10 protein-coding genes are annotated in these 13,207 nt (G+C 46.4%); 1 reads left to right on the top strand and 9 read right to left on the bottom strand.

Translation table 11 applies throughout. The features are described 5' to 3' along the window. Nucleotides 1–27: 27 nt before the first annotated feature. From AC1RM2_RS11665 to porK, 3 genes are read right to left on the bottom strand one after another with little or no spacing between them, the layout of a single operon-like run. On the bottom strand, nt 28–654 hold the full coding sequence (locus tag AC1RM2_RS11665) for a hypothetical protein (RefSeq protein WP_492985252.1): 627 nt from the start codon (nt 652–654) through the stop codon (nt 28–30). Then, nucleotides 651–1,556 (bottom strand): type IX secretion system ring subunit PorN/GldN, encoded by a 906-nt coding sequence (gene porN, locus AC1RM2_RS11660; RefSeq protein WP_492985251.1) that lies wholly within the window; start codon nt 1,554–1,556, stop codon nt 651–653. Before porN ends, AC1RM2_RS11665 begins: the two co-directional genes overlap by 4 nt. 4 nt (nt 1,557–1,560) lie before the next feature. Further along, entirely contained in the window at nt 1,561–2,853 is a 1,293-nt protein-coding gene (gene porK / locus AC1RM2_RS11655; RefSeq protein WP_492985250.1) for a T9SS ring complex lipoprotein PorK/GldK, read from the bottom strand. A 698-nt stretch (nt 2,854–3,551) separates the two neighbouring features. On the opposite strand from porK, the gene AC1RM2_RS11650 reads away from it, so the two are divergent. Continuing rightward, the gene (locus tag AC1RM2_RS11650) at nt 3,552–6,557 is read left to right on the top strand and encodes a glycosyl hydrolase (protein WP_492985249.1); all 3,006 of its coding nucleotides are present in this window, start codon (nt 3,552–3,554) and stop codon (nt 6,555–6,557) included. Nucleotides 6,558–6,619: 62 nt separating this feature from the next. Here AC1RM2_RS11650 and AC1RM2_RS11645 read toward each other — a convergent pair whose 3' ends face one another. From AC1RM2_RS11645 to AC1RM2_RS11620, 6 genes are all read right to left on the bottom strand, one after another. Next, the gene (locus tag AC1RM2_RS11645; protein WP_492985248.1) at nt 6,620–7,165 is read right to left on the bottom strand and encodes a carboxymuconolactone decarboxylase family protein; all 546 of its coding nucleotides are present in this window, start codon (nt 7,163–7,165) and stop codon (nt 6,620–6,622) included. Nucleotides 7,166–7,188: 23 nt separating this feature from the next. Then, on the bottom strand, nt 7,189–7,737 hold the full coding sequence (locus AC1RM2_RS11640; RefSeq protein WP_492985247.1) for a carboxymuconolactone decarboxylase family protein: 549 nt from the start codon (nt 7,735–7,737) through the stop codon (nt 7,189–7,191). A gap of 76 nt (nt 7,738–7,813) precedes the next feature. Next, on the bottom strand, nt 7,814–9,070 hold the full coding sequence (locus AC1RM2_RS11635; RefSeq protein ID WP_492985246.1) for an MFS transporter: 1,257 nt from the start codon (nt 9,068–9,070) through the stop codon (nt 7,814–7,816). A 5-nt stretch (nt 9,071–9,075) separates the two neighbouring features. Beyond that, nucleotides 9,076–11,841 (bottom strand): TonB-dependent receptor, encoded by a 2,766-nt coding sequence (locus AC1RM2_RS11630; RefSeq protein WP_492985245.1) that lies wholly within the window; start codon nt 11,839–11,841, stop codon nt 9,076–9,078. Nucleotides 11,842–11,875: 34 nt separating this feature from the next. Beyond that, complete coding sequence (locus AC1RM2_RS11625; RefSeq protein ID WP_492985244.1) at nt 11,876–12,436, bottom strand: carboxymuconolactone decarboxylase family protein; 561 nt, start codon at nt 12,434–12,436, stop codon at nt 11,876–11,878. Between the two features lie 236 nt (nt 12,437–12,672). Then, a complete protein-coding gene (locus tag AC1RM2_RS11620; RefSeq protein WP_492985243.1) occupies nt 12,673–13,200 on the bottom strand; it encodes a hypothetical protein in 528 nt (175 codons plus the stop codon). Nucleotides 13,201–13,207 lie beyond the last annotated feature (7 nt).

Below are 13,207 nucleotides of genomic sequence, written 5' to 3'. Positions count from 1 at the left end.
GATATTTGATTTTAATGGTTTTACAGATCAGAATTTTACATAAATGGTTACGGCCGAATTAAGGCCAGGCAGCAGGCCCCGTAACCCGCTGCTTACTTTGCTGGCCTTATCGTCATAGGTTGATGTGGCCGAACTGGTTGGTATAAACCAACCCAGATCCGTACGCATACCTATGTTTTTGAACAGGTGGATATTACCCAGCCCGGTGCCGATATAGGGTCTTACCTTCGACATGTAAATAGTGTAATTGGGCGTAGTACCTATCCCTTCCCTGTATACATTATTTGAAAAATAATAAGCAATACCGGTAGATATGTACCACTTACGGGCCAGCCAATCGCTTTGGCCGTACAGGGGCTGCCAATCGGCAATGGCAAATACCGATGTGCGGTTAAACTGCGCATCGCGGCCGTTGTATTGCACCGTCATCCCCGGGAAGGCATTGAAACCTATCCTGGCGTTAAATGATTTCAAAAAACTATATGATCCCTGGATGCCTAACCCCTGCGTACCAACCTGTACGCCAAATGATGATGTTGGGAATGCACTGTACTCGGGCAGTACCTGGGCGCTGGCCTTGCCGCAGCAAAACAACAGTCCCGATATGAGCATCATCAATAAAAACTCTTTCAATAATTTTGCTTGCGTTGTCATAGCTTGTCCTCCTTTTTGCTATCTGTTTGTGCTAAATTTTTTGCGTTTATCCCCTTAGGGTTTTGCCAGATATGTTTTTTCAGATCGGCAATTTTTTGTTCAAGTAATACCGCTTCGGTGCTGCCCGGTTCCAGTTGCCCGCTTTGTACCCCACCGGGCGATGCTTGTTTTACCAGGTAGGCCGAAAATTTGTGCTGCATAAACACATCGTCCAGTGTAAAATCAAAAATGTCCTTATCCGGGTTACTTACATCCTCCTGCACCAACGTGTACCGCAACTGCGGAAAATAAAGCCAGAAGGCCGGGGTAAATGCCAGGTTATCTGCCAGGTCGGCCGATGTGCTGATGTGCATCATGGGAGCCAGCGCTACAATGCGGGTATCAACCCGGCCGCGTTGCCTGTCAAAAAACACATCTTCCTTAATCCGGAACCGGCGTACTTTATCGGGATTGAACTCGTTAAGCGCCATTCTTGAGCCGGTTTGGTTGCCATCTTTATCAAAAATTGGAATCAGCACCGAGTCGACAAAGCGTAGTTCCCCTTGTTTGGCGCTGAGCTTCTTTTTCAGGTCCTCTTTTTCGTAAGGCGTAAGCTTGCCAGCTTTTATCCCCTTCATAATATCCTCCATAAGGGATTTGCCGGGGATAGTAAGGATGCTGTTGCCCGAATCGGAAAGATCGATATCCCGCCAAACCTGCGCGTATAGCCTGATATTAGCAGCATTAGCCTTTGGATAGGGAAAAGGCTTTGCTTTCCCCAAATCGGCCGATTTGATTAAATTATCATATGCAGGCAGGGTGTCTGTTAATGTACTATCGCTCACTATTGCCTGCGCAAAGGCCATACCCCTGCCGAAACCGATCAGCAGAAGGGTTTCAATCACTATTATTATCTTTTTCATACAATTATCGTTTAGCGTATTTTCTTGTTTTTACCTGCTCGCCGGGGAGTTCAAAGGCGGCCATCACGCAGCGGAAACCTATGTAGGAGTGGGCGTTGCCCTGGTCTTCAAAACTGCGGGTATCACTATTCAACATCTCACCGTTATCTTTCCATGATCCGCCGCGCACTACCTTTCGTTTTAGCAGGGGCGAGTCTTTATCGGTAGCATCATAAAGCAATGCCGGGTTTAAATCATTTACCAGCTGTGATGCAGATGGGCTGAAGGCATCAAGCACCCATTCGGAAACGTTACCGGCCATATTGTAAATACCAAACGCGTTGGGCGTGTAAGAAGTAACCGGCAGCGTAAATGTCGATCCATCGCTGGAGTAAGCGCCCTCGCCCTGTTTAAAGTTGAGCGAAAGTTTTTCTTTACCGGTAGCTTTATCAATAGTGGTTTTCACTGTACGCTCTACGGTATCAGATGGATCGAGCTTGGCTTCGGCGGCGTATTGCCATTGCGCTTCGGTAGGCAAACCAAAACTTAGTTTAAAATTTTTGAGATTGGGATTGTTCCTGATGAGCACCTTTAATTGCGTACTGCGCCAGTCGGCATAAGCACGGGCCTGTTTCCAGGTTACTCCGACTACGGGGTTATACTCGTAAATTTTATTGCTGAAGTAGTTGGCATCCATCACCGTCATTTGCGCGTTCGGAAAATCCGTCGACCATACATGCTCGTTAGGATAAACTCCAACTGTATCCATTACATACTGGTTGTTTTTTTCGCCATCCATACGCACATAGTAAAAACGGTAGTTCATTAATGCCGGGTCTGGCATACGCTGGCCATTGAGCAGGGTCATCATCCCGGCCAGTTTTTCCTTTACGTCTGCCGGTGCGCGTTTCCATAGTGGCGAAATCTTGTGCACTTTATCCCAGTCTATCAGCCTGATCTCCTTCCGGTTTTTACCCACGGTTGCCCCTGTGGATGGCAGGTAAAAGGAATCATCGTGCAGGTAATCGGTAATGGCTACCGAATCGGCAACCCAGTTTACAAAGGCCTGGTATTGCTTGTTGGTTACTTCGGTTTTATCAATAAAAAAAGCGCTTACGCTTACATTACGTTTTTCGGATTTATCATCATCATCCTGCAGTTTGTATTGGAAAGTGCCTGATGGGATATACACCATGCCTGCCGGCGGAATGAGGCGCTTTACAGAAACAGCGCGGGTGGCCGGGGTATTGTATAGTTTTGACTGGCAGGAGCTGAGCACTATTAGCAGCAAGCCTGTAATTTGAATTGACGATCTCATAATTGACTTATCGGGGTTTTAAATGAAAATAAATAGTCGATGTGAGATCATAGCGTTTTTTTTAAGTGGTGAAACAATGACTCAAATATGGGAGGTGTGCACCCAAGGCGGCATTATGTGCCGATGAACAGACTAAATAACTCGATAAAGAAATTGCCGGGTAAAAAGCGGAATTTTTAGTTGGCTGTTTAAACAATATAAGTGTATCAACCATCGTTTTTAGGCGCTCCAAAGCTTAGTATACAGTAGTTTAGCTGATAAATTTGGCTTTTTTTCTGAAACTAAGCTTAATTTAAGGCAGGTGTTAACTTCATAAAATGTTTTAAGCAACCGGACAAACGCATCTAAATAGTTAATGGCGATAAGCTTGTGACGTCGGGAGATATAAGTATCAACGATACCTCATTTTATTGCCCGATTCTGATCAAATGATCGAGATACCGAGGGACTTGTATAGGCCAACACCAGGCAAAAATATTTGGATGCGCCTAAAATTGCGCGACCAATCTGATGTTAACCTTGTTGTAATGTAAAATATTGATTATTAGGTATTTGTGAAATTATTATCTGAAATGTGTTAAGTTATGTTAACCCACTTCAGATGTTTTCACTGCTTAAAAGATGGATAAGGATGCCGCTCAGTTAGTGGTTTGTTATCTTCGTTATCCCGTGGCATACTAACCAAACAAACACCGTTTATGTATAAAATTTCCGTGAGCTGTTTTATAGCCCTTTTATTAGGTTTAAACGCGCCCTATGCACAGGTTAAAAACCTGAAAGCTGGTTTTGTTCATCCGCCTAACTCGGCCAAACCCGGTGTTTACTGGTACTTTATGGATGGTAATATGTCGGCAAAATCCATAACCGAAGACTTGGAGGCAATGAAAAAGGCAGGTATTGGCAACCTTGTATTTTTGGAAGTGAATGTGGGTATCCCCCGCGGCCCGGTTGATTTTTTGAGCGAAGAATGGCAAAATATGTTTGCCCATGCGGTAAGCGAATCCAAACGCGTGGGCATTGAAATTACCTTGGGTATTGGCCCGGGCTGGACGGGGAGCGGCGGGCCCTGGGTGCCCATCGGGCAATCAATGCAGCATTTGGTAAGCAGTACCATAAATGTAACTGGTGGCAGCAAACAACCAATTGTTTTGCCGGTGCCGCCACCTAAACCGCCCTATTTTGGCGAAGGCGCGTTTAGCCCCGAACTAAAAAAACAATGGACTGATTTTTATGAAGATGTTGCTGTGCTGGCCTATCCAACACCGGCAATTGCATTACCTAAAATAAAAGATATAGATGAGAAAGCGTTGTATTACCGTGCGCCATACTCATCGGCTCCCGGTGTTAAACAGTTTTTGCCGTCGGTAACAGAGTATGCCGCCCAACCGGCAGGTGCTGCTATAGAAAAAAGTAAGATTATTGATTTAACCGGGAAACTTAAACCAGATGGTACACTGAATTGGGTTGCCCCCGAGGGTAACTGGACAATTATGCGCCTTGGCCGCCGTAATAACGGCGCTATAACCCGCCCCGCGCCGGTACCTGGTTTAGGGTTTGAGGCTGATAAAATGGATACAGTGGCTTTAAATGCCCACCTGGATAATTATGTTGGCAAGCTGCTGCGCAAAACCGGGATGCCAAAACCAACTGATGCTGGCGGCTTAAAAAGATTGCATATGGATAGCTGGGAAATGGGTTCGCAAAACTGGACGGGCCATTTTCGCGAGGAATTTATAAAACGGAGGGGCTATGATCCCCTACCGTATTACCCCGTTTATGCCGGCAACATTGTACAAAGCCAGGAAATAAGCGAACGTTTTTTATGGGATTTACGTCAAACCGCGCAGGAACTGGTATTAGAGAACCATGCGGGGCAGGTTAAAACCTATGCGCACCGTAATGGTATGCAGTTATCTATCGAGCCATATGATATGAACCCAACTGCCGATTTGGAACTGGGTGCGTTGGCGGATGTGCCTATGGCCGAATTTTGGAGTAAGGGACTGGGATTTAATTCGTCGTTCAGCGTTGTCGAAGCAACGTCGATAGGGCATGTGAACGGCAAATCACTGATCCCTGCCGAAGCTTTTACATCGCAGGATAACGAGGGCTGGAAGCAATACCCCGGAGCGATGAAGAACCAGGGCGACTGGGCTTTTGCGGCCGGTGTTAACCGTTTTGTATACCACACCTTCCAGAACCAGTTTTTGCCCGACTCATTGCGCCCGGGAGCAACCATGGGGCCATATGGGGTGCACTGGGACAGGAATCAAACATGGTGGCCTATGGTAGGTGGCTATCATGATTACATATCGCGCTGCTCGTACATTTTACAGCAAGGCCGTACAGTGGCCGATGTATTGTACTTAACGCCCGAGGGGTCACCGCATGTTTTCCGCCCGCCATCATCGGCAATGGACGGAGATGTGGTTTTGCCCGATAGAAAAGGTTATAATTTTGATGGATGCTCGCCGGGGCAGTTGTACACAGCAAGTGTTAAAAACGGGATGGTGGTGTTCCCGGGTGGGGCAACTTATAGGCTACTGGTATTGCCAGCGGTTAAAACCATGACCCCGGCGTTGCTGCAAAAAATAAAATCGCTTGTAAACGATGGCGCGGTGGTAGTGGGCATGCCGCCGGTAAAATCACCAGGATTATCGGGCTACCCGGCCTGTGATGCCCAGGTGAGCGATATGGCCAATGCAATTTGGGGAACTTTGCAGGAACCATCGGCACAAAAGGTACATACCTATGGCAAGGGAAAAATAATTTGGGGCGGCGAGATTGATAAATACATTAATGATCTTTATCCTGAATATGAGCTAACCGCCAAACTGCTCCTATCCATGGGCGTGGAGCAGGATTTTACAGCCGGCGGGCAGCTACGGTATACCCACCGTACGATGGGTGATACGGATATCTATTTTGTATCTAACCGCACAGACCGGATGGTAGAGACATCCGCATCATTCAGGACGGTAACCGGTACCCCGCAAATGTGGGATGCCATCACCGGCAAAATTACAAGGCTGCCAGAGTACAGCATAAAGGGCCAGCTAACTTCTGTACCTTTAAAATTTGCACCTTACCAAAGCTATTTTGTGGTATTTGTTAAAGGCAATATTACAGCATCTGCGGCCCATAAAAACTTTGGAGAAAATGCCATTGTTAAAATCTTAAGCGGTGCGTGGCAGGTGTCGTTTGATCCAAAATGGGGTGGTCCTAAAAATATTAAGTTTGACGAATTGACCGACTGGACATTACGACCAGAGGAGGGCATAAAATACTATTCGGGAACTGCTGTTTATCATAAGGAATTTGATTTGCCGGCCCAAGCCCCAAAAGCAAAAAAACTTTATATAGACTTGGGTGCCGTTAATAACATGGCCCGCATAAAATTAAATGGCCAAGATTTAGGCGTGGTTTGGACTGCCCCCTGGCGTGTAGAGATTGATAAATCGGCACTGAGAAAGCACAACAAACTGGAGATACAAGTAATAAACTTATGGCCAAACAGGCTTATTGGCGACGAAACAAAACCCGATGACGGCATTCAAAATGATGCCTGGCCGCAATGGCTGGTTAAAGGCCTGCCACGCCCAAGCGGAAGGTTTACTTTTTCGAGTTATAAATTTTACAGTAAAGATTCGCCTTTATTAAAATCAGGACTACTGGGCCCGGTAACCATCCAAGGCGAATTTTGAAAAAATAAATAAGGCCCCGCATTACACGGGGCCTTTGTGTTGTAAATCGGATCGGCTAAAAATCACTTTAAAATACTGCCCACATAACCTTCAACTGCCCTTTGCGGGGCGCGGTTAACATAAAATGATCTGTCTTGCGGAGCCCAGGTGCCCAGGCCATCTACATAACGGTTAAACATGCAAAAGGACGCGGCTATCAGCACCGTGTCGTGTATCTCTATATCTGTAGCGCCTTCGCTTCGGGCGGCATCTACCTGTTCAATGGTTACATTTTTGCCCCCTTTTTGAACACTACCGGCAATAGTTAATAAAGCTTTTATTTTAGGCGATATATCGGCGGATGTAAAATCAGTTTTAATAGCATCTATATCGTCTATACTACAGTTAAGATAGTGGCCGGCAACCGCGCCATGCACGTTCTGGCAAAAAAAGCAGTCGTTCAGGTACGATACATAGGTGCCTATCAACTCTCGTTCGCCTCGGGTTAGCGAGTTGTCTTCGCGCAGCAAAAATTCGGCAAGGGCATTCAACGGGGCCTCGGTTTCGGGCCGGTAAAACATCAGGCCTCTTATGCCTGGCAAGTCGTTATTTAATTCAATATGTGCCATGGTATATTTTTTATGGTGAATAATTATTGTTGAGGTTGCGGCGGTAAAGTATAACCTTTTGCCATCCGCACGCCCATTTCGGCATAAGCTTCGGGATCAGTAGGAGTAAGACTGGCAAGGCCATCAACATAACGGTTAAACATGCTGAACGACGCGGCAATCAGTACCGTATCGTGCAGTTCGCGGTCGGTAGCGCCAAGGTTTTTGGCGGCGTCGATATCGGCTTGCTTAACTTCGGTCCCCAGGATTTGCACTTTGCCGGCTATGTTTAACAGTGCTTTCAGCTTATCGCTTACCGGGGCTTCCTGCATATCGCTCAATACCTCGTCAACAATAAGGGCATCGTCTTCATACAGGCACCTTGCCGCGGCGGCGTGGCTGCTGTAGCAAAAGGTGCAGTTGTTGCGGTACGATACATATGCGGCTATCAGTTCGCGCTCAGCGGGCGATAAGGTAGATTCGCCCCGCAGTAGTATCTGCGCCAGCTCATATAAAGGCTTACCTGTTTCGGGCCTGAACATTACCAGCGAGCGGATGCCCGGAACGCCTTCGGGTACATTGATGTGTGCCATATTTTAATTAGTGAATTAGTGAATGACTGAATTATTGAATTGATTCTTTTATTTTTTTGCTTTAAGCCTTCGGCTTTCAGCTTTTAACTTCCCTTTTATGGCCAAATAATACTACCAGCAGGCCTACTATAAATACTAACGAAAAAATGAATATGGCATTGCCATAGCCGCCCAGTGCCGATACCAGTATGCCTACAAACAGTACGGCTGTAGCGGTAAATATTCTGCCGATGTTAAAGCAAAATCCAGTTGCCGTGGCTCTGATGCCGGTTGAAAACAACTGCGGTATATAGGCAGATAATACGCCCTGGCTGGCGCCGAAAAATAACGCCAGTACGCAGATCTCGGCATAAATGACAGGGCTGAAGGTGCTGTTGGTTTTAAACAACACGAACGATAAACCGGCACATACCGCAAAACAAATCAGCATCGACCGGCGTAAAGTAAGCAGGTTTACCAGCCATCCCGATAGGAAACCACCTGTTAGGCCACCCATACCCAAAAACATCATGCTCAGGCCACGCTCTTTGGGGGCATCATGAGTGGTAATAAGGCTTTGCACCCAGGTTGGCAGCCATGAAAATATGGCCCAAAGGCCTATTAACATCGTGCCAAAAGTTAGGGAGCCTACTACCAACTCCCGGCGATGGGCGGGTGATAGTAATTTATTTAGTGGGTTGTTGCGGTTGGCAATATCGTTACGATAGCTAAGCCAGTTTGGCGATTCGGATAAAATCCAGGCGCCTATCAACGCCAGGGCCAGCGGAATAACGCCGATAAGAAAACCTGACCGCCATGACGACACCACGTAATTGATAAGCCCGGCCGAAAAGATACCCACAGGGAAGGCGATGGACAGGATTCCGATAACAACGGCTTTGCTTTTGGCAGGCCAAACTTCGCTTATAAGGGTAATGGTTGTTACCAACACGCCACCTACGCCAAAGCCACTCATAAAACGGCAAAGTACAACGCCCCACCAGGTGGGCATTTGGCCTGTTAAAATGGTGAAGATGCCATAACAGCTAATGGCCATCAGTAAGGCGGTTTTACGGCCCATTTTATCGCTGATAACGCCCCAGGTAAAGCCGCCTAAGGCCCATCCAAAAATGAAGATGGCGTTAATATAGCCACTGATGGAGTTAATTTCATTTGGAGGCAAATTGCCCTGCAAATCTTTAACCACCACCGGCAGATAAACCGACATCAAAGTAGATACTGTACCCCCGAGGGCGCTGCTCAAAAAACAAATAGCAAATAGTATTACCCGGTAGGGTACGCTGATATCTGTTTGCGGTTTTGAACCCGGCTTATCAATTACAAGTGTGCTCATATTGTTTATTTTAAAAGGTCATCAAATACTATGGATACATAATAAATAGCGCCAATGGCCGGCGAACCGTACGACTGGTAGATATGGCGGTTAAAAATATTGCTGCCACCCAGCTTAACCGTCGATTTTAATTTGGGCAATTTTTTGCTGATCTGCGCGTCAACCATCGAGTAAGCATCTACACGGCCCGGGCGCGTTCCGTTAAAAGTACCGTACCAATCAAACGCGCTTTGCCAGTGCCAGGCCAGGTTAAAGCCAAAATTGTTGGCAAAATTGCTGTTGCCAAAAGTGGTATTGGTAGCCCATTTAGGCGTGTTAAAAGCTGCAATATTGTTTGGATTTGCGTTGCGCAGATTGAAAGTTGATAGCGTAGCATTGGCGCCCAGGGCATATCCTTTATCAAACAAATAAGTTAAACCGGCGCTTGCACCCTGTGCCGATACTTTATCGGGCGCGTTGGTGTATAGCTGAAAGGCATGCACCTTGCCACCGGGAATATCACTTGCCGATGCTGTGGTAACTTTACCATCGGCACCTAATATTTGGTCTTGTGGCTGTATTACTACTGTGTTAAGGATAAAGTTGGTGTAGCTGCTGTAGTAATAATTTACATCAACCAGTAATTTATCCATAATTAAACCTTTATAGCCCAGTTCAAAAGCCTTTTGCTGTTCTGGCTTAATGTAGGCCACATTTGATTTTTGCAGTAAACCTTTGTTTTGCTCAACCGCCTGCGGAAAAGGTGTTCCGCCGGCTACAGCCGCGCCAAATGCCGCACCGAACGCACTTACCGATGACGCGGTGAACGAGTTTTCATACACGTTTAACCCAGCGCTGTTTTTGGGTGCGCCACCTAAAATGGTGATAGGGCCTACGTTAAGGTGGATAAACTGATCAACCGGGGTAGGGTTCCGGAAACCGGTTTGGTACGATGCCCTGAAATTATGGGTTTTATCAACGGTATAAACTGCCGAGAAGCGGGGCGTAAAACTTCCTTTAAAGTTTTCGTTTTTATCATAACGGATAGAGGCCGTTAGCTTCAGATTATCGTCAAACAGTTTTTTGGCGGCCTGCATAAATGCGCCGTATTCGGCAATGGTTACGCGGTTGGTTTTATCATCAAACAAACTACCGTTGGTAAACATGCGGTAATCGCGGTAGCTGCCGCCGGCCAGCAATTCAAACACTTTAATAGCGCTCGAGAAATCATACTGCCCATCGGCATGGTAAAATTTACTTGCACTAAACACCCCGGCGCCGCTTAGGCCGTAGTTATGGATAGATACATCTTTGGCAGCGTTGAAGGCAGCTGTGCCCGGTAAAAAACGGCCCTGATCTGCAAAAGCCCGTGCTGCTGCATTATTGTGGGCGGTTACGCCGCTGGCGTTGCCGTTGTAAGCTGTTGAATAACGGGTAAACCAGGTATCGTCGGCTTTATCGGGCGTAACGGTGTTGCCGCTTAAATCCTGCACCCAATCGCGGTTTATGAACTGCGCCAACGAGCGGGTGTTGTATGAATCGTGCGAGTTTTCGGCTACGGAATATCCGCGGATAAAAAAGTTGCTGCCTTTCAGTTCTGCCCTGTGGGTTTGCAGTACAAAGTTATTCAAATCAAAACGGCTGCTGCCGGTATAGCTGGCAGTTCCTTTACCAAAGTTGTACTGGTAAATGGCCTCCAGGTTATTGCTGATGCGGTAATGTAAAGCGCCGTTTAACTTAAGGCTGTATACATTATAATTCATCAGGTTTTTTTCCTCGTAACCGGTTCTTGATACCAGGCCGATGCCGGGAAGGGTGCGCGATACTTCATCGCCGTAAATATTCAGCGCGTCGCGCCCGGGGTTATTGGGGCCCCGTTGGGCAACCGGGGTTGATGCGCTTACATCCGTATAGTTTTCGGCATACCAATCCCTGCCGGTTAAATACGAAGCGTTAATTTTCAAGGCAAATCTGTCATTGAAGGCTTTGGCGTATCGCGCAGCAAAATCATACAAACCCTGTGGTTTTACAGATGACTCACCAAAGTGGTTCATCCCCGTTTTTACCTGTACGGTTAAGCCCTGGTATTTGAAGGGGTCTTTTGTTTTTAACGACAATAAACCATTAAAGGCCACCGGGCCATATAGTGCTGATGCCGCACCTGGTATTACTTCGGCACTCTCGATATCAATATCCGATGCGCCAAAAAGGTTACCTACCGAAAAATTGAGGCCGGGCGTTTGGTTATCAACACCATCAACCAACTGCAAAAAGCGGCCGTTACCAGTGCTGTTAAAGCCACGGGTGTTCACCTGTTTGTAGGTTAAGCTGCTGGTTACCGCAGCTACTCCTTTTAAGCTTTGCAAGCCATCATAAAACGTGAATGAAGGATTTTCTTTAATAGCCTTCAGGCTCATTTTTTCGATACTAACCGGCGATTGTAATATGCTTTGGTTAATACGGGTAGCAGATGATACCACTTCGTTTAGTACGATGGATTTTTGCTGTAATTTGAGGCTTACTTCGCCGGTGGTTGTAACATTACTTTCTATTTGCTCATACCCTACGGCAGATATAATGAGCGTAAAGGGCGTCTTAATTTTATTGAGGTTAAGGCTGTAGTTACCCTTTGAGTCGGTAATGGTACCCGTTAGTTTGCCTTTAACGGTAATGCTGGCACCTACAACAGGCTGGCCGGTTGCGGCATCGGTTAGGGTACCCGTTATTTTGCTTTCCTGCGCAAACAGGTTGATTGTCGAGAGCATTAATATGATAAATAAAAGTTTTTTCATTGTGACTTGGTTTTAAATTAATTAGGATAATGATTTATTTTTTAAGGTGATCATAGCCCTGCGGCAGGCGGGTGTAACCATGGTTAACCAGGCGATCGGCCAGGATGTTATAGTACCCGGCATCGGCAGGCAACGCGGTGGCCAGGCCATCAACGTAACGGTTGTACAGGCAAAAAAGAGCAGCTATTAATACCGTATCGTGAATTTCGATGTCTGTCGCACCTGCGGCCTTAGCCCGGTCAATTTCGGCAGAGGTTACATTTTTACCACTTTGGCCGGTTAGCTTGGCAATGGTGAGCAGTGCTTTCATTTTTTCGTTCACCGGTGCGGTCTCGATGTTTTCTTTGATCTTTTGGGCGGTATCATTTTCGCCTAAATACAAGTCGGCAGCGGCGGTGTGGGCGGTAGTACAAAACTTGCATTGGTTGCCGTGGGATACAATGGTAGCTATCAGCTCGCGGTCGCCCTCGGATAGGGTCGACGGGCCGCGTAGCAAAATTTGGGTCAGGTCGCGAATAGGAGCAGCACTTTCTTTGCTGTACTCCAACAGGCCGGTAATGCCCGGTAAATGGGTTTCAAGAGGTATATAAGGCATGGTAATTTGAAAATTTGAGGATTTGAAAATTAACTACGTTGAGGGCTTTCCGCCGTTTGAAAATTGCCCGGAGAATGAGGTGCCGTTATTGATGTTTATACAACGTTGCTATCGCGTTTGTGCTCTGGCTAAATGCAAAAGCAGCAAACTGCGTTAAAGCGCGCAGGCAAATTCCAATAAAGACAAATCAATGGTACTAACAGCACCGTCCGGAAAAATGAATTAAAAAGAGGGGATTAGCAGGTGGCTTTTGGCGGTTGTTCAGGAATGTCCCGGTGGTAATAAACCAAGGGCTGTACGGGTTGTACAGGATTTTTCTGTAAGTTTTTTATAGGGCAATTAAACTCAATTTGTGCAAAAGAGAAACTTATATTTTCCTGCAAAATGGTTTTGCCGTAGGGTACGTGATCTTTTTGTGGTACCGGGATATCTTTAACGCCTTTGGCATTAACTACATTTTTATCAATATGTTGGGTAGTTTCGTAATTGGGGATGCACATCAGGTGTAAGCCGGTGCGTGTCATCTTCATTTTTACGTAGTTGTAGTTGGTGCTCCCAAACTGGATCTGCCCTGCAATGCTCTCAAAACCTTTCCAATCACGAATATTGGGGAGGTTAACGGGAATAATTATCTCGGTCAGATCTTTGACATTGTAAAGCCCTTTACGGGTTTGCTCGGTATAAAATTTATCTGTTTTGTAAACCAAATATTGATGAAATGCCAGCTGCCCGCCAATATTTAGCAGGTGAATGTTTAGTAACATTAAGGCA

It is taken from the genome of Mucilaginibacter sp. GW822-FHT03E02 (assembly GCF_058801545.1).
Note: the sequence above shows the minus strand (reverse complement) of the source record. Positions and strands in the feature narration are given on the sequence as shown.

Bases quoted from the DNA above. Each gene is read 5' to 3' on its own strand.
- AC1RM2_RS11630 (WP_492985245.1), bottom strand. From the start codon at position 11,841: ATGAAAAAACTTTTATTTATCATATTAATGCTCTCGACAATCAACCTG.
- AC1RM2_RS11620 (WP_492985243.1), bottom strand. From the start codon at position 13,200: ATGTTACTAAACATTCACCTGCTAAATATTGGCGGGCAGCTGGCATTT.
- AC1RM2_RS11665 (WP_492985252.1), bottom strand. From the start codon at position 654: ATGACAACGCAAGCAAAATTATTGAAAGAGTTTTTATTGATGATGCTC.
- AC1RM2_RS11635 (WP_492985246.1), bottom strand. From the start codon at position 9,070: ATGAGCACACTTGTAATTGATAAGCCGGGTTCAAAACCGCAAACAGAT.
- AC1RM2_RS11625 (WP_492985244.1), bottom strand. From the start codon at position 12,436: ATGCCTTATATACCTCTTGAAACCCATTTACCGGGCATTACCGGCCTG.
- porK (WP_492985250.1), bottom strand. From the start codon at position 2,853: ATGAGATCGTCAATTCAAATTACAGGCTTGCTGCTAATAGTGCTCAGC.
- AC1RM2_RS11650 (WP_492985249.1), top strand. From the start codon at position 3,552: ATGTATAAAATTTCCGTGAGCTGTTTTATAGCCCTTTTATTAGGTTTA.
- AC1RM2_RS11640 (WP_492985247.1), bottom strand. From the start codon at position 7,737: ATGGCACACATCAATGTACCCGAAGGCGTTCCGGGCATCCGCTCGCTG.
- porN (WP_492985251.1), bottom strand. From the start codon at position 1,556: ATGAAAAAGATAATAATAGTGATTGAAACCCTTCTGCTGATCGGTTTC.
- AC1RM2_RS11645 (WP_492985248.1), bottom strand. From the start codon at position 7,165: ATGGCACATATTGAATTAAATAACGACTTGCCAGGCATAAGAGGCCTG.